The 25,689-nt window shown below is 70.7% G+C and carries 23 protein-coding genes and 1 tRNA gene; 15 read left to right on the top strand and 9 right to left on the bottom strand.

All coding sequences use genetic code 11. The features are described from left to right. Nucleotides 1-10: 10 nt before the first annotated feature. Nucleotides 11-898 carry an FhaA domain-containing protein gene (locus ACFQVC_RS16895; RefSeq protein WP_381831254.1) on the bottom strand — a complete coding sequence of 296 codons (888 nt, stop codon included), beginning with the start codon at nucleotides 896-898 and terminating at the stop codon, nucleotides 11-13. A gap of 868 nt (nucleotides 899-1,766) precedes the next feature. On the opposite strand from ACFQVC_RS16895, the gene ACFQVC_RS16890 reads away from it, so the two are divergent. The 4 genes from ACFQVC_RS16890 to ACFQVC_RS16875 all read left to right on the top strand — a co-directional run bounded on the left by ACFQVC_RS16890 (nucleotide 1,767) and on the right by ACFQVC_RS16875 (nucleotide 5,291). Then, nucleotides 1,767-1,850 (top strand) — tRNA-Leu (locus ACFQVC_RS16890). Nucleotides 1,851-2,342: 492 nt separating this feature from the next. Continuing rightward, on the top strand, nucleotides 2,343-3,740 hold the full coding sequence (locus tag ACFQVC_RS16885; protein ID WP_381831253.1) for a DUF2252 domain-containing protein: 1,398 nt from the start codon (nucleotides 2,343-2,345) through the stop codon (nucleotides 3,738-3,740). A 212-nt stretch (nucleotides 3,741-3,952) separates the two neighbouring features. Beyond that, nucleotides 3,953-4,765 carry a hypothetical protein gene (locus ACFQVC_RS16880; protein WP_381831252.1) on the top strand — a complete coding sequence of 271 codons (813 nt, stop codon included), beginning with the start codon at nucleotides 3,953-3,955 and terminating at the stop codon, nucleotides 4,763-4,765. A 178-nt stretch (nucleotides 4,766-4,943) separates the two neighbouring features. Continuing rightward, nucleotides 4,944-5,291, top strand: a complete 348-nt coding sequence (locus ACFQVC_RS16875) for a rhodanese-like domain-containing protein (RefSeq protein ID WP_381831251.1) — start codon at nucleotides 4,944-4,946, stop codon at nucleotides 5,289-5,291. A gap of 50 nt (nucleotides 5,292-5,341) precedes the next feature. On the opposite strand, the gene ACFQVC_RS16870 is transcribed toward ACFQVC_RS16875, so the two are convergent. The 6 genes from ACFQVC_RS16870 to paaA form a co-directional block, all read right to left on the bottom strand. After that, entirely contained in the window at nucleotides 5,342-6,484 is a 1,143-nt protein-coding gene (locus ACFQVC_RS16870; RefSeq protein WP_381831250.1) for an acyl-CoA dehydrogenase family protein, read from the bottom strand. Between the two features lie 164 nt (nucleotides 6,485-6,648). Continuing rightward, on the bottom strand, nucleotides 6,649-7,710 hold the full coding sequence (paaE, locus tag ACFQVC_RS16865) for a 1,2-phenylacetyl-CoA epoxidase subunit PaaE (RefSeq protein WP_381831468.1): 1,062 nt from the start codon (nucleotides 7,708-7,710) through the stop codon (nucleotides 6,649-6,651). Nucleotides 7,711-7,721: 11 nt separating this feature from the next. Beyond that, nucleotides 7,722-8,252, bottom strand: coding sequence for a 1,2-phenylacetyl-CoA epoxidase subunit PaaD (gene paaD, locus ACFQVC_RS16860; protein ID WP_381831249.1), 531 nt, complete (start codon nucleotides 8,250-8,252; stop codon nucleotides 7,722-7,724). Continuing rightward, nucleotides 8,246-9,016, bottom strand: coding sequence for a 1,2-phenylacetyl-CoA epoxidase subunit PaaC (gene paaC, locus ACFQVC_RS16855; RefSeq protein ID WP_381831248.1), 771 nt, complete (start codon nucleotides 9,014-9,016; stop codon nucleotides 8,246-8,248). Before paaC ends, paaD begins: the two co-directional genes overlap by 7 nt. After that, nucleotides 9,013-9,303: a 1,2-phenylacetyl-CoA epoxidase subunit PaaB gene (paaB, locus tag ACFQVC_RS16850; protein ID WP_381831247.1), complete on the bottom strand. Its 291-nt coding sequence runs from the start codon at nucleotides 9,301-9,303 to the stop codon at nucleotides 9,013-9,015. The genes paaC and paaB overlap by 4 nt, the downstream gene beginning before the upstream one ends. Then, nucleotides 9,300-10,292, bottom strand: a complete 993-nt coding sequence (paaA, locus tag ACFQVC_RS16845) for a 1,2-phenylacetyl-CoA epoxidase subunit PaaA (RefSeq protein WP_381831246.1) — start codon at nucleotides 10,290-10,292, stop codon at nucleotides 9,300-9,302. Before paaA ends, paaB begins: the two co-directional genes overlap by 4 nt. A 214-nt stretch (nucleotides 10,293-10,506) precedes the next feature. On the opposite strand from paaA, the gene ACFQVC_RS16840 reads away from it, so the two are divergent. From ACFQVC_RS16840 to ACFQVC_RS16830, 3 genes are read left to right on the top strand one after another with little or no spacing between them, the layout of a single operon-like run. Beyond that, nucleotides 10,507-11,196, top strand: coding sequence for a DUF5819 family protein (locus ACFQVC_RS16840; RefSeq protein WP_381831245.1), 690 nt, complete (start codon nucleotides 10,507-10,509; stop codon nucleotides 11,194-11,196). A 29-nt stretch (nucleotides 11,197-11,225) separates the two neighbouring features. Next, on the top strand, nucleotides 11,226-12,425 hold the full coding sequence (locus tag ACFQVC_RS16835) for an HTTM domain-containing protein (protein ID WP_381831467.1): 1,200 nt from the start codon (nucleotides 11,226-11,228) through the stop codon (nucleotides 12,423-12,425). Beyond that, entirely contained in the window at nucleotides 12,422-13,192 is a 771-nt protein-coding gene (locus tag ACFQVC_RS16830) for a TrmH family RNA methyltransferase (RefSeq protein WP_381831244.1), read from the top strand. Before ACFQVC_RS16835 ends, ACFQVC_RS16830 begins: the two co-directional genes overlap by 4 nt. Before the next feature lie 153 nt (nucleotides 13,193-13,345). On the opposite strand, the gene paaN is transcribed toward ACFQVC_RS16830, so the two are convergent. Further along, the gene (paaN, locus tag ACFQVC_RS16825; protein ID WP_381831243.1) at nucleotides 13,346-15,037 is read right to left on the bottom strand and encodes a phenylacetic acid degradation protein PaaN; all 1,692 of its coding nucleotides are present in this window, start codon (nucleotides 15,035-15,037) and stop codon (nucleotides 13,346-13,348) included. 124 nt (nucleotides 15,038-15,161) lie between these two features. Between paaN and ACFQVC_RS16820 the strand changes: the two genes are divergently transcribed. Further along, a complete protein-coding gene (locus ACFQVC_RS16820; protein WP_381831242.1) occupies nucleotides 15,162-16,670 on the top strand; it encodes a 3-hydroxyacyl-CoA dehydrogenase in 1,509 nt (502 codons plus the stop codon). Next, entirely contained in the window at nucleotides 16,667-17,257 is a 591-nt protein-coding gene (locus tag ACFQVC_RS16815; protein ID WP_381831241.1) for a TetR/AcrR family transcriptional regulator, read from the top strand. The genes ACFQVC_RS16820 and ACFQVC_RS16815 overlap by 4 nt, the downstream gene beginning before the upstream one ends. 116 nt (nucleotides 17,258-17,373) lie before the next feature. Here ACFQVC_RS16815 and ACFQVC_RS16810 read toward each other — a convergent pair whose 3' ends face one another. Continuing rightward, complete coding sequence (locus ACFQVC_RS16810) at nucleotides 17,374-17,874, bottom strand: Lrp/AsnC family transcriptional regulator (protein ID WP_381831466.1); 501 nt, start codon at nucleotides 17,872-17,874, stop codon at nucleotides 17,374-17,376. Between the two features lie 209 nt (nucleotides 17,875-18,083). On the opposite strand from ACFQVC_RS16810, the gene pdhA reads away from it, so the two are divergent. The 6 genes from pdhA to ACFQVC_RS16780 all read left to right on the top strand — a co-directional run bounded on the left by pdhA (nucleotide 18,084) and on the right by ACFQVC_RS16780 (nucleotide 25,689). Continuing rightward, nucleotides 18,084-19,199 (top strand): pyruvate dehydrogenase (acetyl-transferring) E1 component subunit alpha, encoded by a 1,116-nt coding sequence (gene pdhA / locus ACFQVC_RS16805; protein ID WP_381831465.1) that lies wholly within the window; start codon nucleotides 18,084-18,086, stop codon nucleotides 19,197-19,199. Then, complete coding sequence (locus ACFQVC_RS16800; protein ID WP_381831240.1) at nucleotides 19,199-20,224, top strand: alpha-ketoacid dehydrogenase subunit beta; 1,026 nt, start codon at nucleotides 19,199-19,201, stop codon at nucleotides 20,222-20,224. Before pdhA ends, ACFQVC_RS16800 begins: the two co-directional genes overlap by 1 nt. After that, on the top strand, nucleotides 20,224-21,846 hold the full coding sequence (locus tag ACFQVC_RS16795) for a dihydrolipoamide acetyltransferase family protein (protein WP_381831239.1): 1,623 nt from the start codon (nucleotides 20,224-20,226) through the stop codon (nucleotides 21,844-21,846). Before ACFQVC_RS16800 ends, ACFQVC_RS16795 begins: the two co-directional genes overlap by 1 nt. 314 nt (nucleotides 21,847-22,160) lie before the next feature. After that, nucleotides 22,161-23,024 (top strand): NTP transferase domain-containing protein, encoded by an 864-nt coding sequence (locus ACFQVC_RS16790; RefSeq protein ID WP_381831238.1) that lies wholly within the window; start codon nucleotides 22,161-22,163, stop codon nucleotides 23,022-23,024. After that, the gene (locus ACFQVC_RS16785; RefSeq protein ID WP_417851984.1) at nucleotides 23,021-24,592 is read left to right on the top strand and encodes a molybdopterin molybdotransferase MoeA; all 1,572 of its coding nucleotides are present in this window, start codon (nucleotides 23,021-23,023) and stop codon (nucleotides 24,590-24,592) included. The genes ACFQVC_RS16790 and ACFQVC_RS16785 overlap by 4 nt, the downstream gene beginning before the upstream one ends. Then, a complete protein-coding gene (locus ACFQVC_RS16780) occupies nucleotides 24,580-25,689 on the top strand; it encodes a potassium channel family protein (protein WP_381831237.1) in 1,110 nt (369 codons plus the stop codon). Before ACFQVC_RS16785 ends, ACFQVC_RS16780 begins: the two co-directional genes overlap by 13 nt.

Below are 25,689 nucleotides of genomic sequence, written 5' to 3'. Positions count from 1 at the left end.
TGCCCCCGCTTCACCCTTCGGCTTGCCGGTAAATGATGGTCGTGCTGCCCACGACGATCCGCGAGCCGTCGCGGAGCGTAGCGCGGGTGGTGTGCTGCCCGTCTACCACGATGCCGTTGGTAGACCCGAGATCCTGGATCGTCGAGGGCGTTCCGGTCCGGATCTCACAGTGCCGGCGCGATACGCCGGGATCGTCAATCCGTACATCAGCGTCCGTGCTGCGGCCGAGCACCATCGTCGGACGCGAGATCTGATGGCGAGTGCCGTTGATCTCGATCCAGCGCCGCGTCTGGGCGCCGGGCATCGGACCCGCGGGACCCTGCCCACGGGCCGCACTCGGCGCCGGACCACGGCCCGCACCCGGCGGCGGCGCCGCAGGCATGGGCGGTGCGCCCGCCGGCGCGGAGCCCACGGGCGCCGGGCCGTGGCCCGGGCCCTGGGGCGGATAGCCGTAGCCACCGCCGCCGCGCTGACCGCCGGCCGCGCCACCACCCGCTGCGGGCCCCGCCGGGGCCTGCGACGAGCTGGAGGCGAGCGTCCTGCTGCGGACGCGGTACAACCCGGTGTCCAGGTCGTCGGCCTTCTCCAGATGGACCTTGATCGGCCCCATGAAGGTGTAGCGCTGCTGCTTCGCGTAGTCCCGCACCATGCCGGACAGCTCGTCGCCGAGCTGTCCCGAGTACGGGCTCAGGCGCTCGTAGTCGGGAGCGCTCAGCTCCACGATGAAGTCGTTGGGCACGACGGTCCGCTCGCGGTTCCAGATCGTGGCGTTGTTGTCGCACTCGCGCTGGAGGGCGCCCGCGATCTCGACCGGCTGGACCTCGGACTTGAACACCTTGGCGAAGGTGCCGTTGACCAGACCTTCGAGTCGCTGCTCGAACTTCTTCAGGACTCCCATGGGCACCTCCTCCGGTCGTTGTCATCCTGGTACTGCTTACTGATCGTATCCACGCGCCGGGAAATCGGCTGGTTCCCCTTCTCTGGCCTGCGGACGGGTGTCGCCTCTCACATGTAACGGTCCACGTGCTTCAGATGTCCCCGTCCAAGCGGGTCCATGCGGTTCCACACGGGATCGTAGAGGCGGCCTCAAGCCAGTGTCCCGCACCTGAGAAGTCGGCCTCACGGAGCAGGGGGTCGGGGCGGCCTCGATGTGGCCTCGATATGGCTTCGGTACGACCCGGGTGCGCGGCTTGCCGCAGGCCTGGGACGAGGCCTGCGGCGGTGTTCGCGGGCCGGTGCGCGCCTGGTCATGTGGGGTCCGCCCGGTTCTCGTACGGCCCCGCCCGGTTCTCGTACGGCCCTGCCCGGTTCTCATCTGGTTCTCACCTGAGTCCTTTGAGTCCTTCCGGTCCTGCGTGGCTTGCGCAGGGTGCGGGCCGGTGGCGCTTCGGGTTCGCGCCGCGGGTGGTGGGTGGGTGCGTGGTGCGCGCGTGGTCTGTGGTGGTCCGAGGTGGTCCGAGGGTTGGCCTCGCGCGGCGGTGCCCTGAGGGGCTGTGCGGGGTGCTGTGTAGAGCTCTACTTGGAGTGCTGCGGGGCGTGCTGCGTGGACTCTTTGCTGGTCGGAGCGGGTCTGGCAGGGAGAGCGAAGCGGATCTGGTGCTGATCCACTTCCTGGGGGCGCCTTGGCCGCGCGGTGGAATCAGAGTGGGCATCCCCACAGGCAGGTGCCCCCACAAACGAATGTGAATCCACCCTCTGCAGCGTGCTAATCTTCTCGATGTCGGCAGGCGCCCGCAGGACCGCGGAAGCCCGGCGACACACCCAATGCGCGGGTGGCGGAATAGGCAGACGCGCTGGATTCAGGTTCCAGTGCCCGAAAGGGCGTGGGGGTTCAACTCCCCCCTCGCGCACAAGTCGAAAGCCCCGCAGGTCTCCGGACCTGCGGGGCTTTTGCGTTGCCCAGGGTTCGGGGTTCGGGGTTCGGGGGCCGGGGGCCGGGCTCCGGGGCTGGGGTGCCTGGGGGCGTCCGGTGTTGAGGCGCTGGGGATGCCGAAGGGCGTCGGATGCTGAGGATGCCGGAGGGGCGGCGGTGCCGGTGCTGAGGCGTGCGAAGCCTCACATTGCCTTGGCCTCGCGGCTACGTGATTGACCTCACTCCCGTCGCCTCCCGATCACCTTCCCGATCACCGGCCCGAACACCTTCCCGATCACCTTCCCGAACACCGTCAGGACCGCTTCGGAGAGCGGCCGGGCAGAGTTATCCACAGGCTCTGACGGCCCTCGCGCTGCGGCGGTACGGTCGTCCCAGTTGATGTTCACGCCGCCGACGGGGCGGATGAGCGGGGGAGGCGGTCCACGTGACCGAGCTGGACACGGCGGTACCCGGACCACGCACGGCATCCGTGCCATCCAGCCCAAGACGCCTGCCGACCGTGGCGGGCTTCGCCCACTGGGCCGGCGAGGAGTCGCCGAAGCGCGCGGGCAAAGCACTCCGCGAGCGGGTTGCCCGCTCCGCGCACGCGCAGTTCACAGCCGCCGAGGCCCGCCCGGACGCCATCGCCGCCGTCGACGAGTCGAACCGCGGCAGACTTCCCGAGCTCACCCCTATACGCGTCGGCAGGATGGCCGCCACCCCCTTCGCCTTCCTGCGCGGCACCGCCGGACTCATGGCCTACGACCTCGCACGCACACCCGCGACCGGCGTCGGCGCCCAGATATGCGGAGACGCCCACGCGGCCAACTTCGGCCTGTACGGCGATGCGCGCGGCGAACTCGTCATCGACCTCAACGACTTCGACGAAACCGTCCACGGCCCCTGGGAATGGGACCTCAAGCGCCTCGCGGCCTCACTCGTGCTCGCCGGACGCGAAGCGGGTGCCGACGAGGACGACTGCCGGGAATCCGCCCACGACGCGGTGGGCGCATACCGGCGCACCATGCGCCTGCTCGCCAAACTCCCGGTCCTCGACGCGTGGAACGCCATCGCGGACGAAGAACTCGTCTCCCACACAGACGCCCACGACCTCCTCGGCACCCTTGAGCGGGTCTCGGAAAAGGCACGCAACAACACCAGCGGACGCTTCGCGGCCAAGTCGACCGAGCTCCTGGCCGACGGCAGCCGGCGCTTCGTCGACGCGCCACCAGTGCTGCGCCGTATATCCGACACCGAGGCCGCATCAGTGGCCACGGCCCTCGGTGACTACCTCGGCACGCTCCCCGTGGACCGGCTGCCCCTGCTCGCCCGGTACTCGATCCAGGACGTCGCCTTCCGGGTGGTGGGCACCGGAAGTGTCGGCACCCGCTCATACGTGGCCCTGCTGCAGGACCACCGAGGCGAGCCACTGGTGCTCCAGGTGAAAGAAGCACGGCCCTCCGCGCTGCTGCCGCATCTGCCCGCGGCCGGATTCAAGGTGCCGGACACCGACCACGAAGGCCGACGCGTGGTCCTCGGACAGAAGCGCATGCAGGTGGTCAGCGACATCCTGCTCGGCTGGACGACCGTAGACGGACTCCCCTACCAAGTACGGCAGTTCAGAAACCGCAAGGGCAGCGTCGACCCCGCGGCCCTGGCCGCCGACCAGATAGACGACTACGGCCGGATGACCGGCGCGCTGCTCGCCCGCGCCCACGCCCACAGCACCGACCCACGGCTGATCGCCGGGTACTGCGGCAAGAGCGAAGAGCTCGACGAAGCCATCGCCGGCTTTGCCGTGACCTACGCCGACCGCACCGAGGCCGACCATGCCTGCCTTGTGACCGGGATTCGGGAGGGACGGATCGGGGCTGAGCTGGGGGTTTGAGGGGGGGGAGGGTTTGAGGGGGGAGCTGGGTCTCTTCTTTGATGGGGAGTGCGGGGGATCGGGGGCGTGGGGTGGGAGGGGGCGGGGGGGGGAGGGCCCCCGGAGAGGCGGGTTTCGGTGGGTTCGGTGGTTGAGGGCGGCGAGCGTCCCGGGGGTGCCCCCGCCTGGCAGTGTGTGGTTCCTGGTGTGGTGCAGGGCCGTAGGCTGGTCGGGTGACGATCCCGGAGGATGCGGCCGAGCGGCCGGATGGTGAGCGGCCCGAGGCCAGGCTTGAGCAGGCTGTGCGGGCTGCCGAGCAGGCGTTGATCGAGTTCGAGATCGCGGTGGAGACCTTCCGGGTCGAGGTGGAGAACTTCTCCCGGCTGCACCATCAGAAGCTCGGCCCGATGTATGCGCGGCTCGAGGAGCTGGACGCCCAGATCGCGGAGGCGCGGGCGGCGCGCAGTGGTGATGCCGAGGAGTTGCGGGTCGCGCAGGAACTGCGGGCCAGGGTCATGCCGATGCCGGATGTCTCCGAGCTTTTCCAGGACTGGCTGGACTCGGACGGGCTCTCCCCCGAGGCCTCGGCGATGCTCAATGAGCTGCCGGTGCGTGCTCCGGAGCGGGTGCGGCCCAGTGACGAGGCGCGCAAGCGCTATCGCGAGCTGGTGCGTAAGGCGCATCCCGATCTGGCGCAGGACGACGGTGAGCGGGAGCGGCGCGAGGCGTTCATGGTGCGGGTCAATGCCGCCTATGGGCGTGGGGACGAAGCCTTGCTGCAGGAGCTGTCCGACGAGTGGGCGGCGGGGCCGGTGCCCGAGGAGGAGCGGCCCAGTAAGAGCGAGGAGCTGTATGCCCGGCTCGAGTGGCTGGCGCAGCGCAAGGAAATGCTTGCGTTGGTCGCCCGGGAGCTGGAGGAGAGCGCAATCGGCTCGATGCTGAACATGGCGCCGGACGATCCCGACCGGCTCCTCGGGGAGATCGCCGAGCAGCTGCTCACGCAGGTCGCCGAGCGTGAGGCCGAGCTGGGGCGGCTCGTCGGGTAGGTGCGGTCGCCGCCCGGTGGTGGGCTCGCGGGTTCGGTGGGCCTTGCGGGTTCGCGGGATCGGCCGGGTTCCGTGCGTTGGTGCTCTGGGATTTCGGCGGGAGCGTGCCGGATACGTCGCTGTGTGCGGGGCCGGGTGCGTGGTCGGGCTTGTGTGGTGGGTCGGGTAGCGTCGGGGTATGGCTTTCGGATCTGGTGTGCCCACGGTCGGCGTCGATGAGCTCTCGGACGGTGAGTTCCTGCTTGATGTCCGTGAGGACGACGAGTGGCAGGCGGGCCACGCGGAGGGTGCGCTGCACATTCCGATGAGCGAATTCGTGTCCCGCTACGGCGAGTTGACCGAGGCGGCGCCGCAGGACGGGCGGGTCAATGTGATCTGCCGTTCCGGCGGGCGCTCGGCCCAGGTCACGATGTATCTCGTGCAGCAGGGCATCGACGCGGTGAACGTGGCCGGTGGCATGGAGTCCTGGGCGGCCGCGGGCCGCCCCGTCGTGGACGACAAGGGGCAGCCCGGCTCCGTGGTCTGAGCCGGCGGCGCTCGGCCGGCGGCTTGCGGCGGTTTCGGGCAGGTGGGGCGCTAGACGAGGGTGTGGGCGGCGAGCAGTTCGCCCAGGGTTTCCTCGTGGGCGGCGGCCGGGCCGAGGGAGAGTTCGAGCTGTTTGGCCCAGGCGTGGTAGCGGTGCAGCGGGTAGTCGGTGTCGGCGCCGAAGCCGCCGTGGAGATGCTGGGCGGTCTGAACGACTCTGCGTACGCCTTCCGCTGCCCAGATTTTCGCGACCGCGACATCTCCTGAGGCGGGGAGTGCGCCTGTGGCGCCGGTGGCGATGCGCCAGGCCGCCTGCCACAGGGTTACTTCCATGGCGCGCAGGTCGATATAGCGGTCGGCTGCCTGTACGGCGACGGCCTGGAAGGTGGCGACGGGGAAGCCGAACTGCTCGCGTTTTCCGGTGTATTCACTGGTCATGCCGAGTACTGCTTCGCCGAGGCCCAGGGCGAGTGCGCAGGTTCCGGTGGTGAGCAGATGGTGCAGCCACTCCCAGGCGCCCTCGGTGTCGAAGAGGTCGGCGGGGGAGACGCGGACGCCGTCGAGATGGAGTTCGCCCAGACGTTCGCCGCTGGTGGAGAACTGGTCGGCGATGGTCATCCCCGGTTGGGTGCGGGGGATGACGGCGAGGACCGTGCGGCCTTCGGGGGTGTGGGCGGGCACCACGATCAGGTCGGCGTTCTGGGCCCAGGGCACACCTGTCTGGATGCCGTCGAGGAGCCAGTCGTCGTCGTGTTGCTGGTCCCGTCGTGCGGTTACGGCGAGTTCGGCGCCGTCGTGGCCGGTACGGCCGTTGGCGGCGACGGTGAGGACCAGCTCTCCTCGGGCGGCCCGCGGCAGGACGCGTTGCTTCAACTCCTGGGTGCCGTAGGTCTGTACGGCGTAGGCGGCGGCGCTGCTTTCGAGGAGGGGTACGCGGGCGAGTACCTTCGCGGACTCGCGCAGGACGAGGCAGAGGGCGATGGCGTCGAGGCCTGCCCCGTCGTGTTCGGGGTCGAGGAGCAGGCTCAGGAGATCGGCTTCGGCCAGGCGGCCCCACAGGGTGCGGTCGAAGTCCTCTGCCACGGCGCCGGGGCTGAGGGCGGGGCTGGGTACCCCGTCCGGTGCGACCGCGGCGAAGACCGCCTTCGCCGCCTCGACGGCCGCTTGCTGTTCCTCGGTGAAGGTGAAGTCCACTGCCTGTCCTTCCCAGCTCCGGCTCTGTCCCGGGGCCCGGGTGGCTCGGCTCCCGGGCCCGCTGTCTGACGGGTCGTCAAGATAGAACAGGTTCTAGGAGAAGGGAACAGGTCCAGGGAGGGAAACGGGCCGGGACGAGGAGACAGGGAGCGGGATGGCGTGGGTCAGCGGTCGAAGTCCAGCTCCACGTGTTCCGTGCTCGGATGGGACTGGCATGCCAGCACATAGCCGGCCTCTGTCTCCTCAGGTTCCAGCGCGAAGTTACGGTCCATGCGCACCTCTCCCGAGACCAGGAACGCCCGGCAGGTTCCGCACACCCCGCCCTTGCAGGCGTACGGGGCGTCCGAGCGGTTGCGCAGGACCGTCTCGAGGAGTGCCTCGCCGTCCTGCACGGGCCAGCTGCCCGAGCGGCCGTCCAGGGTCACCGTCACCTTGCTGTGCGCGGGAGTTGGCGTCGTGGGTGCGGTGGCGGTGGCGCCGTCGTCCACGTGGAAGATCTCTTCGTGGATACGGGTACGCCGGACGCCGAGGGTGCGCAGCGCGCGCTCGGCTCCTTGCACGAGGCCGAAGGGTCCGCACAGGAACCAGCCGGAGATGTCCGCGACGGGCAGCAGCGCGGGCAGCAGCCGGGTGAGGCGCTCCTCGTCGAGCCGTCCGGTCACCACGCCGGCCTGCTGGTCCTCCCGGGAGAACACGGTGACCAGCTGAAAGCGGTCCGGGAAGCGGTCCTTGAGGTCGGCCACCTCCTCCAGGAACATCGTCGAGGCGGCTGTGCGGTCGCTGCGTATCAGACAGAAGCGCGCCCGGGGTTCGCGGGCGAGCAGTGTCGAGACGATGGACAGGACCGGGGTGATGCCGCTGCCTCCGACCACTGCGGCGTAGTGGCCCGGCCGTGGTTCGAGGGTGAACCGGCCTGCGGGGGTCATGACGTCGAGTTCGTCACCTGCGGCGGTCTCTTTGTGGGCATACGTCGAGAACTCGCCGCCTTCGACGAGCCGCACCCCGACGCGTAGTTCCGCGGGACCGTCCGGGGTGAGCACGGGGGAGCAGACCGAGTAGGTGCGCCGGATCTCCTTGCCGTCCACGATGCGGCGTACGGCTAGGTGCTGACCTGGTGCGTAGCGGTATTCCTCGCGCAGGTGCTCGGGCACCGCGAAGGTCAGGGCCACGGAGTCGTCGGTGAGCCGGTCGACCGCGGTGATGCGGAGCGCGTGGAAGCGGGCCACGGTGGCTGCCATCACAACTCCTTGAAGTGGTCGAAGGGTTCGCGGCAGCTCACGCAGCGGCGCAGGGCTTTGCACGCGGTGGAGGAGAAGCGGCTGAGGAGTTCGGTGTCGGTGGAGCCGCAGTGCGGGCAGCGCACCGACAGGGTGAGGGGTATGGGGCCTTCCGCGGTGTGGGCGCGGGGCGGGGCGATACCGGACTCGGCGAGTTTGCGGCGGCCTTCGGCCGAGATGTCGTCGGTGGACCAGGGCGGGGAGAGGACCGAGCGGACGGTGACATCGGGGATGCCGTGCTCGTGCAGTATCTGCTCGATGTCCGCGGACATGGCCTCGACGGCGGGGCAGCCGGTGTAGGTGGGGGTGAGTTCCACCTCGACGCTGCCCGGGGCGAGGATCTTCAGGCCGCGCAGCACGCCGAGCTCCGCCAGGCTCACCATGGGCAGTTCGGGGTCGGGGACGGAGCCGGCCAGTGCCTTGAGCTCGTCCTCGAGCCGCTGCTCCAGCGGGGTGGCCGGGGGGTGCTCTTCGAGTGGGGTGTTCACCATGACGCCCCCGGGTGGCTGCGGTGCAGATGCTGCATCTCGGCGAGCATCCGGCCGAAGGACTCGGTGTGCAGTCCCTGTCGTCCCGCCCCGGCGGACCAGGCGCCGGTACGGGGGCCTTCGGGCAGGGTCAGGGTGGCCCGCTCGATGACCTCGCTCACCGAGGTGAGCCAACTCGCTTCCATCGCGGGCCAGTCGACGCCGTCCAGGGACTCGACGGGGAGGAACATCTCGCCGGTGAAGCGCCACAGCGCGTCCAGGGCACGCTGCATGCGGGTGTGACTCTCGGCGGTGCCGTCACCTAGGCGCAGCGTCCATTGCTCGGCGTGGTCCTGGTGGTAGGTCACCTCTTTGACGGCTTTGGCGGCCAGGGGCGCGAAGACGCTGTTTCCCTGTGCCAACTGGCCGTACAGGAGGGTCTGGTAGGTGGAGAAGTAGAGCTGGCGGGCGATGGTGTGCGCGAAGTCGCCGTTCGGCTGCTCGACCAGTTGGAGGTTGCGGAAGGCGCGTTCCTCGCGGAGGTAGGCGAGTTCGTCCTCGTCGCCCGCGAGGGAGAGCAGGGTGCGGGCCTGGCCGAGGAGGTCGAGGGCGATATTTGCCAGGGCGACTTCCTCTTCGAGTACGGGGGCGTGTCCCGCCCACTCCCCCAGTCGGTGTGAGAGCACCAGTGCGTCGTCGCCCAGGGCGAGGGCGGCGGCCGGAGCGGTCGTCCCGGCGGTCTCGGCGGTGCCGGTGGCGGTCTTGGCGGTGCCGGTGGTGGGTGTCACAGGTGCTTCACTCCTTCCGGGATCTCGTAGAACGTCGGGTGGCGGTAGGGCTTGTCGCCCGCGGGCTCGAAGAAGGAGTCCTTCTCGTCCGGTGACGAGGCGGTGATCGCGGTGGAGGGGACGACCCAGAGCGAGACGCCTTCGTTCCTGCGGGTGTACAGGTCGCGGGCGTTGCGCAGGGCCATGTTGGCGTCCGGGGCGTGCAGGCTGCCGGCGTGGGTGTGGGAGAGGCCGCGGCGTGAGCGCACGAAGACTTCCCACAGCGGCCAGTCGGTGGAGCTGGTCATGCCGTCGCCTCCTGGGTGAGCGGGGCCGGTGCGCCGGCGGGGCGTGCGGTGTCGGTGGTGGTGTGTTTCGTCGCGTAGGCCGCTGCTGCTTCGCGGACCCAGGCGCCGTCTTCGTGGGCCTGCCTGCGTTGGTTGATCCGCTGGTCGTTGCACGGGCCGTTGCCCTTGAGGACTTCGCGGAACTCGGTCCAGTCGATGGGGCCGAAGTCGTGGTGTCCCCGCGATTCGTTCCACTTCAACTGCGGGTCGGGGAGGGTCAGTCCGAGGGATTCGGCCTGGGGGACGCAGATGTCGACGAAGCGCTGGCGCAGCTCGTCGTTGGAGTGGCGCTTGATCTTCCAGGCCATGGACTGGGCGGAGTGTGCCGATTCGTCGTCCGGGGGGCCGAACATCATCAGGGACGGCCACCACCAGCGGTTCACGGCGTCCTGTGCCATCTCGTGCTGGGCGGGGGTGCCGCGGCTGAGGGCGAGCAGCGATTCGTACCCCTGGCGCTGGTGGAAGGACTCCTCCTTGCAGATACGGACCATCGCGCGGGCGTACGGGCCGTAGGAGCAGCGGCAGAGGGGGACTTGGTTGGTGATCGCGGCGCCGTCGACGAGCCAGCCGATCGCGCCTACGTCGGCCCAGGTCAGCGTGGGGTAGTTGAAGATCGAGGAGTATTTCTGGCGGCCGGAGTGGAGTTTGTCGAGGAGTTCGTCGCGGCCGGTGCCGAGGGTTTCCGCGGCGCTGTACAGATACAGGCCGTGGCCGGCTTCGTCCTGGACCTTGGCCATGAGGATCGCTTTGCGGCGCAGGGAGGGGGCGCGGGTGATCCAGTTGGCCTCGGGCTGCATGCCGATGATCTCGGAGTGGGCGTGCTGGGCGATCTGGCGCACGAGCGTGGCGCGATAGGCGTCGGGCATCCAGTCGCGGGGTTCGATGCGCTCATCGGCCGCCACGGCGGCGTCGAACGCCGTCGTGTGGTCCTCCGCGGTCACTGTCGTCATGCCAGGCCCCCTTTGACCCAGGGTCGCGGCGCCCGCTGCGGCCGCGACCTTGATCAATCTACCGACCGATCGTTCGGTTCGTCGATTTCAATGGTGGGACCGGCGGCCATACGGTGTCAACCCTGTGGATAACCTCACGGGCGCTGTGCGGGGCGAGCCCGGCTGAGTACCGTTCCGGTGGCGAAGCAGCAGGCGGAACGGGGAGCGGGGCGCGATGGACGGGTACGAGCAGGGCGAGGGCGCCGGTGCGCGGCCGCCCGGACCCCGCGCCGGAATCTCCGCGCTCTCGCCTCCGTACCAGGTCGCGGCCGCCCTTGTGCTCGCGCTCGTCGCCGTGGCGACCTGCGTCCATCTCGCGATGGTCTTCCTGCACGTGGCCCCCGCGAACACCGTGACCAAGAAGCACGGCCAGATGGTCGACGCCTGGATCTATCCCGAGTTCGAGCAGAACTGGAAGCTGTTCGCCCCCAACCCGCTGCAGCAGAACATCGTCGTCCAGGCCCGCGCCCAGGTCCGCACCGAAGACGGTGAGACGCGGCAGACCGGCTGGTACGGCCTCTCCGCGCAGGACGGCGCGGCCATAGACGGCAATCTGCTGCCCAGCCACACCCAGCAGAACGAACTGCGCCGCGCCTGGGACTTCTACACCTCGACGCACGACAACGAGGACCGGCCGAACGGCATGCGCGGCGAACTCTCCAAGGACTACATGCGCCGCATCGTGGTGCTGCGCATCGGCCGTGAGGAGTCCGTGGCGGCCATGAGCCGTGTGCAGATCCGCTCGGTGACCACCAATGTGCCGCCTCCGTCGTGGAGCGGCGAGAAGCTGGACATGAAGCCGGTCTACCGAGAACTGCCCTGGTGGTCGGTCACATCCCAGGACCGGGAGGTGCGTGACCGGTGAGCCGGCGCGAACGCAGGGCCGGGGCCGCCATGCGCGGCCTCGGCAAGATCACCGCCTCGGCGCTCGGCCCGTACCAGAGTGCCGTGATCCGGATCGGCTTCTCGGCGACCTGGCTGCTGTTCCTGCTGCGTGAACTCCCGCACCGCCACGAGCTGTACGGCCCGCAGGCGCCCTGGGGCTGGGACCTCGCGAACCGGCTGATCAGCGACAACCACGCCTTCACAGCACTGATGTGGACCGACGGACGGGCCTGGTTCGAGGGCGTCTACGTCCTGGCGGTCGTCTCCAGCGCGCTGCTGCTGCTCGGCTGGCGCACCCGCACCATGTCCGTGCTGTTCATGGTCGGTGTGCTCTCGCTGCTCAACCGCAGCGTCTTTGTGGGCGACGGCGGCGACAACGTCATCCACCTGATGGCGATGTACCTGGTCCTCACGCGCTGCGGGCAGGTGTGGTCCCTGGATGCCAGGCGGGCCGCTCGGGCGGCACGCGCGCGTGCGGCGGGCGGCGCCGGGCCGGGGCCGGACCGGGTCGGCCCCGTGCTGTGGTGGGTGATGGGGCTCGCCCTGTCCGCAGTGACGTTCCTGGGGCTGCTCGGCTGGGGCTGGGCGCTGATCTTCTGGACCATGTGGGCGGGCCACGGTCTGTGGTGGCTGACCGGCCGCCGCGCGCCCGACGGGGAACCGCGCGTGCTGCTCGACGTCATCGCCAACCTGCTGCACAACTCCGCTCTGCTGATCGTCATGGCCGAGGCCTGCCTGATCTATGCGACGGCCGGCTGGTACAAGATCCAGGGCAGCCGCTGGCAGGACGGCACCGCGGTGTACTACCCGCTGCACCTCGACTACTTCTCGCCCTGGCCCGCCCTCTCCGAACTGCTGACCGCCAGCGGCATCATGGTCATGCTGATCACCTACGGCACGGTCATCGTCCAGGTCGCCTTCCCCTTCACGCTCTTCAACCGCCGCGTGAAGAACGTCCTGCTGGCCGTGATGATCACCGAGCATGCCGTGATCGCCGTACTGCTCGGGCTGCCGTTCTTCTCGCTCGCCATGATCGCGGCCGATGCCGTGTTCCTGCCGACGTCGTTCCTGCGCAGGATCGGTGGCTGGGCGGCACGCGCGCGTGGTGGCCTGCTGGACCGCAGGAGAGGTGTGCCCGTGCAGCGCAAGGAGGACGAGGTGCGCGAGCCGGAGTCGGCCGAGGGGGCACACGTAGGCTTCACGCCATGAGTGCGGATGCTGTGGACGATGCGGTACGTCGCTGGCGCGCGCTGAGCGAGACGGCCGTTCTGCTCGACGGCTTTCACGCGCTCAAGCACGCCCTGCGTTTCGACGCCCGCGTTCCGGCCATGCTCACCAGCGACAAGGCGGCCGTTCTGGCGCTCGCGGAGGAGCTCGCGCCCGATGTGCGCGAGCGGCTCGCGAGCCTCGCCGTCGAGGTGCAGGGCGAGGTTCTGCGGATGCTTGTCCCCCGGGCCCACCCCACCGGGATCGCCGCCCTGGCCGAACGCCCCGAACGGGCGGCCCGGCTCGCGGCACTGGAGCACCCGCACCGCCCGGCGCCCGTCGTGGTCCTCGACAACCCGCGCAACCTCGGCAACGCGGGCGCGGTCATCCGCCTCGCGGCGGGATTCGGGGCCACCGGAGTGGTCACCACGGGGTCCCTGGACCCCTGGCATCCCACGGTCGTACGGGGCGCGGCCGGGCTGCACTACGCGACAGCCGTGGAGCGGCTGGCCGTCGACGAACTGCCGAAGGGGCCGCTGTACGCGCTCGATCCCGAAGGCAAGGACATCCGGTCCGTCACCCTGCCCGACGACGCCCTGCTCGCCTTCGGCTCGGAGCGCTCCGGGCTCTCGGCCGAACTGCGCGAACGCGCCGACGAGTTGATCGCGCTGCCCATGCGGCCGCAGGTGTCCAGCTACAACCTGGCGACCAGCGTGGGCATGGCCCTCTTCCACTGGTCGGCCACCCCGGGCGGCACCGCGCGGGTGTGACACGTCGGCATTGCTCGGGTGTGACACGTCGGTGCCGCGCGAGTGTGACCCGTCGCGCCGCGCTGGTGCGCGGCGCCCCGCTGCGGCTCGGTCGCATGCGGCCGCGCGTGGCCCGGGCAGTGGCCGGTCCGGGCCACGCGCGCGTGCGCGTGCCTATGCCTCCCTGCGCACCTCCACCACGCGGAAGCGGTTGGAGACGAAGGCGCCGTCGCACAGTGCCGCGTTCGCCGCGGGGTTGCCGCCCGAGCCATGGAAGTCGGAGAAGGCGGCTGTCTGGTTCACATACACGCCGCCCGTGAGGTTGAGCGAGAGCTGGGCGCACTCCTCCAGGCAGACCTCTTCCATCGCGTGCTCGAACTCCTGCGACGACGTGTACGCGCCGACCGTCATCGCGCCCTTCTCCCGCACGGTGCGGCGCAGCAACTCCAGGGCGTCCGCGGCGGAGTCGACGGCGACCGCGAAGGAGACCGGGCCGAAACACTCACTCATATAGGCCGCTTCGGCATCCGGCTTGGCGCCGTCGAGCTTCACCATGACCGGTGTGCGCACCGTGGCGTCCGGGAAGTCCGGGTTGGTGATCTCCCGTGACGCCAGGGCGACTTCGCCGAGTCCGGCGGCCGCTTCGAGGCGGGCCTTCACATCCGGGTTGACCAGGGCGCCGAGGAGGGCATTGGCCCGGGCGTCGTCGCCGAGGAGGCCGCCGACCGCGCCCGCGAGGTCGCTCACCACCTCGTCGTACGACTTGGGGCCCTGGTCGGTGCCGATGCCGTCGCGGGGGATCAGAAGGTTCTGCGGGGTGGTGCACATCTGGCCGCTGTACAGGGACAGGGAGAAGGCGAGGTTGGACAGCATGCCCTTGTAGTCACCGGTGGACTCGATGACGACCGTGTTGACCCCGGCCTTCTCCGTGTAGACCTGGGCCTGGCGGGCGTGGGTCTCCAGCCAGTCGCCGAACGCGGTGGAGCCCGTGTAGTCGACGATCTTGATCTCGGGGCGTACGGCGAGGGACTTGGCCAGGCCTTCGCCGGGGCGCTCGGCGGCCAGCGCCACCAGATTCGGGTCGAAGCCCGCTTCGGCAAGGACCTCGCGTGCCACCTGCACCGTGAGGGCGAGCGGCAGCACCGCGCGCGGGTGCGGCTTGACCAGCACCGGATTTCCGGTGGCGAGGGAGGCGAACAGGCCCGGGTAGCCGTTCCACGTCGGGAAGGTGTTGCAGCCCACCAGGAGGGAGATACCGCGCGGGACCGGCGTGAACTGCTTGCGCAGGTTCAGCGGGTCGCGCTTGCCCTGCGGCTTGCTCCAGTCCGCCGCGTCAGGGGTGCGGACCTGCTCCACATACGCATACGCCACCGCCTCCATGCCGCGGTCCTGGGCGTGCGGGCCGCCCGCCTGGAACGCCATCATGAAGGCCTGGCCGCTGGTGTGCATGACCGCGTGCGCGAACTCATGGGTCCGCGCGCTGATCCGGGAAAGGATCTCCAGGCAGGTCACCGCGCGGGCCTCCGCCCCGGCGTCGCGCCAGGACGGGATCGCCGCGCGCATGGCGGGCAGCAGGCCCTCCGCGTCGGCGTGCGGGTACTCGACGCCCAACTCGATGCCGTAGGGCGACACTTCGCCGCCCGTCCAGCCGTCCGTGCCGGGCTGGCCGAGGTCCAGGCGGGTGCCGAGCAGGGCGTCGAAGGCGGCCTTGCCCGCGGCCGCGTCGAGCGAGCCCTGCTCGCCGTAGGCCTTGGGGTGCTCGGGGTGCGGGGACCAGTACGCCCGCGTGCGGATCGTTTCCAGTGCCTGGTCGAGCGTGGGCCGGTGCTTCTCGATGAGTTGTTGCGCGGTGAGTTCGGCGGCCATGGAGGACCAACTCCTCGTCGAGCTGGGCTGGGACAGGAGGACAGGGTTAGAGTAACCGAACGATCGGTCGGGACAAGAGGGGCCGATCGAAGCTGTGGACAACTCATGCGGGAGGATCGCGAGCATGACAGCACTCGACCGCACATGTCCCGTCGCCGTCGTCGGCACCGGCACCATGGGCCAGGGAATCGCCCAGGTCGCTCTGATCGCCGGTCACCCCGTGCGTCTCTACGACGCCCTGCCCGGCCGGGCCGAGCAGGCAGCAAGCGCGATCGCAGGGCGCCTCGACCGGCTCGTAGAGAAGGGCAGGCTGTCCGCCGAGGCGCGGGAGGCGGCACACGCCCGCCTCACCCCCGCCGCGTCCCTCGCCGACCTCGCCGGCTGCGGCCTGGTCGTAGAGGCGGTCCTCGAGCGACTGGACGTCAAGCAGGGACTGTTCCGCGAGCTGGAGGACATCGTCGGTGAGGACTGTCTGCTCGCCACCAACACGTCCTCCCTGTCCGTCACCGCCATCGCGGGCGGCCTGAAGCGGCCAGGACGCTTCGTCGGCCTGCACTTCTTCAACCCCGCACCGCTGCTTCCCCTCGTCGAGGTCGTCAGCGGCTTCGCCACCGACGAAGCGGCCGCCACGCGCGCGTACGAGACGGCCGGTGCCTGGGGCAAGCGTCCGGTCCGCTGCGCCGACACCCCGGGATTCATCGTCAACCGCGTGGCCCGCCCCTTCTACGCGGAGGCGCTGCGGATCCACGAGGAGCGGGCCGCCGATCCGGCCACCATCGACGCCGTGCTCCGCGCCTGCGGCGGCTTCAAGATGGGCCCCTTCGAGCTGACCGACCTGATCGGCCAGGACGTCAACGAAGCCGTGACGCGCTCCGTATGGGAGTCCTTCTTCCAGGACGCCAAGTTCACACCGTCCCTGGCGCAGCGCCGTCTGGTCGAGTCCGGGCGGCTCGGCCGTAAGTCGGGCCAGGGATGGTTCGACTACGCGGAGGGCGCGCAGCAGCACGGGCCGCGTCTGGAGGAGCCCGCAGCCGCCCCCGCGGAAGTGGGCATGCACGGTGACTTCGGCCCGGCAGAGATGCTGGAAGGCCTGTTCAAGGCGGCAGGGATCACGGTCCGGCGCGGGACGTCGGAGAGGCCGTTCCTCTCCCTCCCCGAAGGGGGCGTGCTCGTACCGGCGGGCGGCACCATGGCGGGCGGTCACGGAGACGCGGTCCAGTTCGACCTCGCCCTGGACTACGAGGCCGCCACCCTGATCGCGCTCGCACCGTCCAGGACGGCGGCCCCCGCCACGCTCCGCGCGGCCACCGGCCTGTTCCAGGCGGCAGGCAAGCAGGTCACGGTGATCGGCGACATCCCGGGCATGATCGTGGCCCGTACCGTCGCGATGCTCTTCGACTTCGCGCTCGACGCCCTGGACAAGGGTGTGGCGTCGGCACAGGACATCGACACGGCAATGCGCCTGGGCGTGAACTACCCGCTCGGTCCCCTGGAATGGGGTGAGCGCATCGGCCTGGAGCGGGTGCACGACCTGCTGTCCCTGATGCATGAAACGCAGCCCACGGGCCGCTACGCCCCCTCCGTAGGACTGCGTAGACGCGTCCAAGCACAGGAAGAGACGGTCACGCCATGACCACCGCCAAACGCGACACCTATACGCCGGAGACGCTTCTGGCGGTTGCCGTGCGGGTCTTCAACGAGCGCGGCTACGACGGCACTTCCATGGAGCATCTCTCCAAGGCGGCCGGAATCTCCAAGTCCTCCATCTACCACCACGTCGCGGGCAAGGAGGAGCTCCTGCGCCGCGCCGTCAGCCGCGCTCTCGACGGGCTGTTCGGCATCCTCGACGAGGAGCACGCGCGCGTGGGGCGTGCCGTGGACCGCCTGGAGCACGTCACGCGCCGCATGGTCGAGGTGCTGACCGGCGAACTGCCCTACGTCACGCTGCTGTTGCGCGTACGGGGCAACACGGCGACCGAGCAGTGGGCGATGGAGCGGCGCAGGGAGTTCGACCACCAGGTCGCCGAGCTGCTCAAGGCTGCGGTCGCGGAGGGCGATCTGCGGGCCGACGTCGAGGTCCGCCTCGCGACCCGGCTGCTCTTCGGCATGATCAACTCGATCGTCGAGTGGTACCGGCCGGAAAGCAGGGGAGCCGACGGCGGCGAGATCGCCGACGCGGTGGTGCGCCTCGCGTTCGCCGGGATGCGTACGGAGGACTGAGGGCCTGGGTCGCGGGCGCCGATGGAGGCCCGGGATTCCGGGATGCGGGCGCCGACGGAGGGCTGAGGGCTCGGGCCGAGGAGGCCGGCGCGGTTGCGCTTACGCCGGCCCAGGGGCTACAACTCCGGCTCCAGGTCCGTCTCTTCGAAGACCAGCAGTGTGCGGGTGCTCAGGACCTCCGGTATCGCCTGAAGGCGGGTCAGGACGAGTTCGCGCAGCGTGCGGTTGTCCGGGGTGTGCACGAGGAGCAGTACGTCGAAGTCGCCGCTGACCAGCGCCATGTGGGCCGCGCCCGGCAGTGCCCGCAGCTGCTCGCGCACCGTTCGCCAGGAGTTCTGCACGATCTTGAGCGTGATGTACGCGGAGGCGCCCTGCCCCGCCCGCTCGTGGTTGACCCGCGCGCCGAAACCGCGGATCACACCGTCCTCGATGAGCCGGTTGATCCGGGCGTACGCATTGGCCCGTGACACATGGACATGTTCGGCCACGGAGCGTATCGAGGCGCGGCCGTCGGTCTGCAGCATCCGCAGGATGTCGCGATCGATGGCGTCGAGAGGGCGCGGCGGCCCGGCTGTTGCCGGTGTGCTCGAAGGGTCTTCGGGGCCCTGGTCGGCCATTCGTTCAGGTGCCATGTCCCCCCGCCTCTCTACCATGGACGTAATGCATCCATCCCAGGCTGTGGAGAACCGTTTGTCCACAGCCTGGAGGTGCCTGTAGCCAAATTGTGCCGACGACCGAACAATCGGTAGGTGAGGCGCCTCGCAGATTCGCGCCGTCCTGGTAGCTCCACGAGGAGGTGCACGCGGTGAAGAACCACAGCACGGTCATGGAGCAGCGGGAGGCCTACAGGCCCACCCCGCCGCCCGCCTGGAAGCCCCGTACGGACCCCGCACCACTGCTGCCCGACGCCGAGCCGTACCGCGTGCTCGGCACCGCGGCCGCCGCCGGTGCCGACCCCGCGCTCCTCCTGGAGCTGTACGAACAGCTGGTGCGCGGCCGCCGCTACAACACGCAGGCGACGGCGCTCACCCGGCAGGGTCGGCTCGCGGTCTATCCCTCCAGCACCGGCCAGGAGGCCTGCGAGGTGGCCGCGGCGCTCGCCCTCGAGGAGCGCGACTGGCTCTTCCCGAGTTACCGGGACACGCTCGCCGCCGTGGCCCGTGGGCTCGACCCCGTGCAGGCACTCTCGCTGCTGCGCGGCGACTGGCACACCGGGTACGACCCGGCCGAACACCGCGTGGCACCTCTGTGCACCCCGCTCGCCACCCAGCTCCCGCATGCCGTGGGCCTGGCGCACGCCGCCCGCCTCAAGGGCGACGACGTGGTGGCGCTGGCCCTGGTGGGCGACGGCGGCACCAGCGAGGGCGACTTCCACGAGGCCCTGAACTTCGCCGCCGTATGGAAGGCGCCGGTCGTCTTTCTCGTGCAGAACAACGGCTTCGCGATCTCCGTGCCGCTCGCCAAGCAGACCGCGGCGCCGTCCCTGGCCCACAAGGCCGTGGGGTACGGCATGCCGGGCCGACTGGTCGACGGCAACGACGCGGTGGCGGTGCACGAGGTCCTCAGCGACGCCGTGCGGCACGCGCGCGAAGGGGGCGGCCCGACCCTCGTGGAGGCCGTCACGTACCGCATGGAGGCGCACACCAACGCCGACGACGCGACCCGCTACCGCGGCGACGCGGAAGTCGAGACCTGGCGCGGACACGACCCGATCGCCCTCCTGGAGCGGGAGTTGACCGGGCGCGGCCTCCTCGACGACGACCGTGTGCAGGCCGCGCGGGACGCCGCCGAGGACATGGCGGCCGATCTGCGCGAGCGGATGAACCAGGACCCCGTCCTGGACCCGATGGACCTCTTCACGCATGTGTACGCCGAGCAGACCGCGCAACTGCGGGAGCAGGCGGCCCAGTTGCGCGCCGAACTGGATGCGGAGGCCGAGTGATGACCACCGTGGTGGACAAGCCGGGCACGACCGGCGTGAAACCCGCCTCCATGGCGCAGGCACTGCAGCGCGCCTTGCGGGATGCGCTCGCCGAGGACCCGGCCGTCCATGTGATGGGAGAGGACGTCGGCGCACTCGGCGGTGTCTTCCGCATCACGGACGGGCTCACCAAGGAGTTCGGCGAGGACCGGTGCACGGACACACCGCTCGCGGAGGCGGGCATTCTGGGCACCGCGGTCGGCATGGCGATGTACGGCCTGCGGCCCGTGGTGGAGATGCAGTTCGACGCCTTCGCCTACCCCGCGTTCGAGCAGCTCATCTCGCACGTCTCGCGCATGCGCAACCGCACCAGGGGCGCGATGCCGATGCCGATCACCATCCGGGTGCCGTACGGCGGCGGCATCGGCGGAGTCGAGCACCACAGCGACTCCTCCGAGGCGTACTACATGGCGACGCCGGGCCTGCATGTCGTCACGCCCGCCACGGTCGCCGACGCGTACGGACTGCTGCGCGCGGCCATCGCGTCCGACGACCCCGTGGTGTTCCTGGAGCCCAAGCGCCTTTACTGGTCGAAGGATTCATGGAACCCGGACGAGCCGTCGTCCGTTGAACCCATAGGCCGGGCAGTGGTGCGGCGCGCGGGGCGGAGCGCGACCCTCATCACCTACGGCCCGTCCGTGCCGGTCTGCATGGAGGCCGCCGAGGCCGCGCGGGACGAGGGATGGGAGCTCGAAGTCGTCGATCTGCGCTCGCTCGTGCCGTTCGACGACGAGACGGTGTGCGACTCGGTGCGCAGGACCGGGCGCGCGGTCGTGGTGCACGAGTCGGGCGGATTCGCCGGGCCGGGCGCGGAGATCGCGGCGCGGATCACGGAGCGCTGCTTCCACCACCTGGAGGCGCCGGTGCTCCGGGTCGCCGGATTCGACATCCCGTACCCGCCGCCGATGCTCGAGCGGCACCATCTGCCGGGCGTCGACCGGATCCTGGACGCGGTGGCACGGCTGCAATGGGAGGCGGAGAGCTGATGGCGCAGGTCCTGGAGTTCACGCTGCCCGACCTCGGCGAGGGGCTCACGGAGGCGGAGATCATCCGCTGGCTGGTGGCCGTGGGCGATGTGGTGGCGGTCGACCAGCCGGTGGTCGAGGTGGAGACGGCCAAGGCGATGGTCGAAGTGCCCTGCCCCTACGCGGGCGTGGTGACGGCACGCTTCGGCGAGGAGGGCACGGAACTTCCCGTAGGGGCACCGCTTTTGACGGTGGCCGTCGGGGCGGAGGCCGGCTCGGGCAGCACTTCGGCGGAGGCTTCCGGGGCCGGGGCCCGGGGCGGTGCCGGGGGTGCGGCCGAGTCCGAAGCGGGCTCCGGCTCCGGATCCGGCTCGGGCAAGGAAGGCTCCGGCAACGTTCTTGTGGGGTACGGCACGGGCGCGGCCCCGGCGCGCAGGCGCAGGGTGCGGCCCCAGCCTCTGGGAGCTGGGTCTGGACCTGGATCTGGACCCGCACCTGGATCCGGGTCCGGGCGCGGGGCGGCGCGGCCCGGGCACGGGGCCGGAGCTCAGGAGCCGGACCGTACGCACCAGTCACAGTCCCCGCCGCACTCCCAGCCGCCGTCCCCGTCCTCCCCGTCGCTCTCCCCCTCGCCCTCCCCGTACGCGGGCCGTGAGCCTCAGGCCCGGATCCAGTACACGGATGTCCTGGGCGGCACGGGCGCCGTGGAGGCTTCGCGTGCCGGGGCCGTCGGCTCGGTGCCGCCCGCGCGGGAGGCCGAGGGCCCGGTTCCTGTCATCTCTCCCCTGGTACGCAGGCTGGCCCGTGAACATGGCCTCGATCTGTGGGAGTTGACGGGTTCAGGCGTCGATGGGCTGATCCTGCGGGCCGATGTCGAGTACGCCGTGCGTGCTGCCGAGCAGACCGCCCACAAGGAGCGGGAGGCCACCCCGGCGGCGGAGGCGGCCGGGCAGGTCCGTACGCCCCTTCGGGGAGTGCGCGGTGCCGTCGCGGACAAGCTCTCCCGCAGCCGCCGCGAGATACCCGACGCGACCTGCTGGGTGGACGCGGACGCCACGGAGCTGATGAACGCCCGGGCCGCGATGAACGCGGCCGCGGGAGCACACGGCAAGATCTCCCTCCTCGCGCTGCTGGCCCGTATCTGCACCGCCGCGCTGGCCCGCTATCCCGACCTCAACTCCAGGGTCGACCTGGAGGCCCGTGAGGTCGTACGCCTCGACGCGGTGCATCTCGGTTTCGCCGCCCAGACCGAGCGAGGCCTGGTCGTCCCCGTGGTGCGGGACGCGCACGCGCGGGACGCGGAGTCGCTCAGCGCCGAGTTCGCGCGCCTCACCGAGGAGGCCAGGGCGGGGGCCCTGACTCCGGCCGATCTGACCGGCGGCACGTTCACGCTCAACAACTACGGGGTGTTCGGGGTCGACGGCTCGACGCCGATCATCAACCACCCTGAGGCGGCCATGCTCGGCGTGGGCCGTATCGTCCCCAAACCCTGGGTGCATCAGGGCGAGTTGGCGGTAAGGCAGGTGGTGCAGCTCTCGCTCACCTTCGACCACCGCGTCTGCGACGGCGGCACGGCGGGCGGCTTCCTGCGGTACGTCGCGGACTGCGTGGAGCAGCCTGCGGTGCTGCTGCGGACGCTATAGGTCCGTGCGCCGTGTGCGTTCCGTAGGCCCGTGCGTCCCGTAGGTATGCGCACCCTGTGCGCCCTGTAGGCGCCCTATAGGTCCGTGCGCGTCCCGTAGGTCCGTGTGCCCTGCGGGGCCGGTGGGCCCTGGGGGTCCGCCGGGGATCGCGCGGATGAAGAAGCCGATGAAGAAGCCGATGAAGAATCAGCCCGCGGGGGCGGCGGGCACCCCGCTGTCCCCCCGGCCGCCCGCCGCCCCCATGACGAAAGTCCCGCCCCCGTCGGGGCGTTCGTGGGGGTGGCTTTGATCCTTCGGGGGCTCATACTCGGTGGGTGACCTCGTATGACGCCGTCGTGCTCGCCGGAGGCGCCGCCAAACGGCTCGGCGGCGCCGACAAGCCCGGCGTGCGCGTCGGTGGCCGGGCGCTGCTCGACCGGGTCCTCGCCGCCTGCTCAGGTGCCGCCTCGACGGTCGTCGTCGCGGACCGCAGGCCCACCCCGCGCCCTGTTCTCTGGGCGCGCGAGGACCCGCCCGGCGGTGGCCCGCTCGCCGCGCTCGGCGCCGGGCTGCACCGGACCACGGCGGACACCGTGCTCGTTCTCTCCGCCGATCTGCCCTTCCTGGGAGAGCGGACCGTGGGCCGGCTGCTCGCCGCTCTCGACGCCGAGGGAGCGGAAGGCGCCCTGTTCACGGACGCCGACGGGCGGGATCAGCCGCTCGTCGCCGCCTACCGCAGTGCCCCTCTGCGCCGTGAACTAGCCCGCATCGAAGCGGCACAGGGTGCCCTCACCGGCCTGCCGCTGCGGCGGCTCACCGCCGAGCTCACCCTCACCCGGATCACCGAACCGGGCGACTCCCTTGCCGCGTTCGACTGCGACACCTGGGAGGACATCGCCGAAGCCCGCGCACGCATCAGGGAGCATGAGCACGTGCTGGATGAATGGATTACCGCAGTCAAGGACGAACTGGGCATCGACCTGGAGGTCGACACCGGTGAGCTGCTGGACCTCGCGCGTGACGCCGCACATGGTGTGGCCAGGCCGGCGGCCCCGCTGACCACGTTCCTCGTGGGATATGCGGCGGCCCGGGCCGGAGGCGGCCCCGAAGCCGTGGCGGACGCGGCCCGCAAGGCCGCCGCGCTCGCCACCCGCTGGGCGGACGAGGACCGGCCCGACAGCTCCTCGGACGCCGGATGAGCGGCCCCGCCGGCCCCGTCGGGCTCGGCGACCTGGATGAGCTGGATGACCTGGACGAGGTGAGCAGCATGGCCGGATCGGACGACGCCCACGAGCTGGATGTCGACGAGGCCCTCGCCCTGGTCAGAGAGCCGGCCGAGCCAGTGGACCGACACCCGGACCGAGGCCACGCCGCCCCCGGCGCCCCTGCCCCCGCCGCCCCCTCCACCCCTACTCCCGCCGACAAGACGGCCAACAAGGCAGCCGACAAGACGGCCAACAAGGCAGCCGATAAGTCGGCCGACAAGGCAGCCGATAAGTCGGCCGACCAGGCGAATGCGCACCGTCACCGCGCCACCCCCTGGCCCGAGGCACGTGCCGTCGCCGCGCGCGCCGCCACAGCGCCCCGTACCCCCGTCTCCGTACCCCTCACCCAGGCCCTTGGCCGCGTACTGGCCGCGCCGCTCACCGCGCTCACCGACCTTCCGTCGTTCGACACCTCGGCGATGGACGGCTGGGCGGTGGCGGGTCCAGGACCCTGGACGGTCCGGGAGGACGGCGTCCTCGCAGGGCACGCCGGGGCGGATGCGCTCACCGACGGCGAGGCGGTACGGATCGCCACCGGCGCCCGGATTCCGCGTGAGGTCACGGCCGTCATCCGCAGCGAGCACGGGCTGACCGACGACAAGGGCAGGCTGCACGCCCAGCGCGAAGTCATGCACGGCCAGGACATCCGGCCGCGCGGCCAGGAGTGCCGCAGCGGCGATCAACTGCTGCCCGCCCAGAGCCCGGTGACGCCCGCCGTGCTCGGCCTCGCCGCGGCCGCGGGCTACGACGAGCTGCCCACCGTGGCGCGGCCACGTGCCGAAGTCCTCGTCCTGGGCGATGAATTGCTCACCGAGGGGCGCCCGCACGAAGGCCTGATCCGTGATGCCCTCGGCCCGATGCTGCCGCCGTGGCTGCGCGCCCTGGGCGCCGAGGTGATCGCGGTCCGCCGGCTCGGCGACGACGCGAAGGCGCTGCACAAGGCCCTCTCGACCTCCGAGGCCGAGCTGATCGTGACGACCGGAGGCACCGCGGCGGGCCCCGTCGACCATGTGCACCCCACCCTGCGAAGGCTCGGGGCGGACCTGCTCGTCGACGGGGTGAAGGTGCGACCCGGGCACCCGATGCTGCTCGCCCGCCTCGCCGCAGGCCGGCATCTGGTGGGGCTGCCCGGCAATCCGCTCGCCGCGGTGTCCGGGCTGCTCACGCTGGCCGAGCCCCTGCTGCGGGCACTGTCGGGACGGATCGCACCGGAGCCGTACTACGCCCCTGTCAGGGACGAGGTCCACGGCCATCCGCGCGACACCCGTCTCGTGCCCGTGATGCTGCGCGCGGACCCGGAAGGCACGGCCGTGCCGCTGCACTACAACGGCCCGGCCATGCTGCGCGGTATCGCCGCGTCCGACGGCCTCGCGGTGGTGCCGCCCGGCGGCGCCAAGCCCGGCCAGGAGCTGGAGATTCTCGATCTGCCCTGGGCGCTGTCGCCGTCCCCCGACGGTATGGGCGAAGGTCTCCCCGACGGTGCGGAAGGGTGTTTCACGTGAAACTGCCGGGCCATGACGCGATGGCGCGTCAGGCCGACGAGCATCTCGTCGGAGGCCGGATCAAGCTGCCGAAGCGAGTCGTGGAACGCCCGCTGCGGCAGGTCGCCAAGCGTCTCGCCATGGCCCTCACCGTCCTGGTCGGGACCGCCCTCATCGTGTACGCGGACAGCGAGGGGTACAACGACAACCACGACGGCGAGGTCAGCCTCCTCGACGCCTTCTACTACGCGACCGTCACCCTCTCCACCACCGGTTACGGCGATATCGTCCCGGTCAGCGACGCCGCCCGGCTCACCAATATCTTCGTCATTACGCCGCTGCGCGTGCTGTTCCTGATCATCCTCGTCGGCACCACCCTCGAGGTCCTCACCGAGCGCACCCGTGAGGAGTTCAGGCTGAACCGCTGGAGGTCCCAGTTGCGTGAACACACCGTTGTCGTCGGCTTCGGCACCAAGGGCCGTTCCGCGGTCCAGACGCTCTGCGCCACAGGGCTGAAGAAGGAACAGATCGTGGTCGTCGACCCCAGCGCCAAGGTCATCGAAGCCGCCACGGCCGATGGTTTCGTGGGCGTCGTGGGGGACGCGACGCGCAGCGATGTGCTGCTGCGCGCCGAGGCGCAGAAGGCCCGTCAGATCGTGATCTCCACCCAGCGCGACGACACCGCCGTGCTGGTCACGCTCACCGCCCGTCAGCTCAACCGCGGCGCGAAGATCGTCGCCGCGGTGCGCGAGGAGGAGAACGCCACGCTGCTGCGCCAGTCCGGCGCCGACGCGGTGATCACCAGCGCCAGCGCGGCGGGACGGCTGCTCGGCCTCTCTGTCCTCAGCCCCAGCGCGGGCACCGTGATGGAGGACCTCATCCAGCAGGGCAGCGGCCTCGACCTGGTTGAACGGCCGGTGATAAAGGCCGAGGTGGGGCGCACTCCGCGGGAGACCGACGACCTGGTGGTCAGCGTGGTGCGCGGGCACCGGCTGCTCGGCTACGACGACCCCGCCGTCGGCAAGCTGCAGTTGACGGACCGTCTGATCACGATCGTACGGGCGACTCCGGCCGCCCCGGCCACTCCGGACACCCGGCCCTTGCCGCGGAACCAGTGA

It is taken from the genome of Streptomyces monticola, from assembly GCF_042665355.1.
In the GTDB taxonomy this organism is placed as follows: Bacteria; Actinomycetota; Actinomycetes; order Streptomycetales; family Streptomycetaceae; genus Streptomyces; species Streptomyces monticola.
The sequence above is the reverse complement of the archived record's forward strand: the minus strand, read 5'-3'. Positions and strand labels throughout refer to the sequence as shown.

Excerpts from the sequence above, each read along its gene's own strand:
- ACFQVC_RS16895 (WP_381831254.1), bottom strand. The coding sequence starts at position 898 with ATGGGAGTCCTGAAGAAGTTCGAGCAGCGACTCGAAGGTCTGGTCAAC.
- ACFQVC_RS16875 (WP_381831251.1), top strand. The coding sequence starts at position 4,944 with ATGGCTTTCGGATCTGGTGTGCCCACGGTCGGCGTCGATGAGCTCTCG.
- paaD (WP_381831249.1), bottom strand. The coding sequence starts at position 8,252 with ATGGTGAACACCCCACTCGAAGAGCACCCCCCGGCCACCCCGCTGGAG.
- paaB (WP_381831247.1), bottom strand. The coding sequence starts at position 9,303 with ATGACCAGCTCCACCGACTGGCCGCTGTGGGAAGTCTTCGTGCGCTCA.
- paaA (WP_381831246.1), bottom strand. The coding sequence starts at position 10,292 with ATGACGACAGTGACCGCGGAGGACCACACGACGGCGTTCGACGCCGCC.
- ACFQVC_RS16840 (WP_381831245.1), top strand. The coding sequence starts at position 10,507 with ATGGACGGGTACGAGCAGGGCGAGGGCGCCGGTGCGCGGCCGCCCGGA.
- ACFQVC_RS16835 (WP_381831467.1), top strand. The coding sequence starts at position 11,226 with ATGCGCGGCCTCGGCAAGATCACCGCCTCGGCGCTCGGCCCGTACCAG.
- ACFQVC_RS16830 (WP_381831244.1), top strand. The coding sequence starts at position 12,422 with ATGAGTGCGGATGCTGTGGACGATGCGGTACGTCGCTGGCGCGCGCTG.
- paaN (WP_381831243.1), bottom strand. The coding sequence starts at position 15,037 with ATGGCCGCCGAACTCACCGCGCAACAACTCATCGAGAAGCACCGGCCC.
- ACFQVC_RS16820 (WP_381831242.1), top strand. The coding sequence starts at position 15,162 with ATGACAGCACTCGACCGCACATGTCCCGTCGCCGTCGTCGGCACCGGC.
- ACFQVC_RS16815 (WP_381831241.1), top strand. The coding sequence starts at position 16,667 with ATGACCACCGCCAAACGCGACACCTATACGCCGGAGACGCTTCTGGCG.
- ACFQVC_RS16810 (WP_381831466.1), bottom strand. The coding sequence starts at position 17,874 with ATGGCCGACCAGGGCCCCGAAGACCCTTCGAGCACACCGGCAACAGCC.
- pdhA (WP_381831465.1), top strand. The coding sequence starts at position 18,084 with ATGGAGCAGCGGGAGGCCTACAGGCCCACCCCGCCGCCCGCCTGGAAG.
- ACFQVC_RS16800 (WP_381831240.1), top strand. The coding sequence starts at position 19,199 with ATGACCACCGTGGTGGACAAGCCGGGCACGACCGGCGTGAAACCCGCC.
- ACFQVC_RS16795 (WP_381831239.1), top strand. The coding sequence starts at position 20,224 with ATGGCGCAGGTCCTGGAGTTCACGCTGCCCGACCTCGGCGAGGGGCTC.
- ACFQVC_RS16785 (WP_417851984.1), top strand. The coding sequence starts at position 23,021 with ATGAGCGGCCCCGCCGGCCCCGTCGGGCTCGGCGACCTGGATGAGCTG.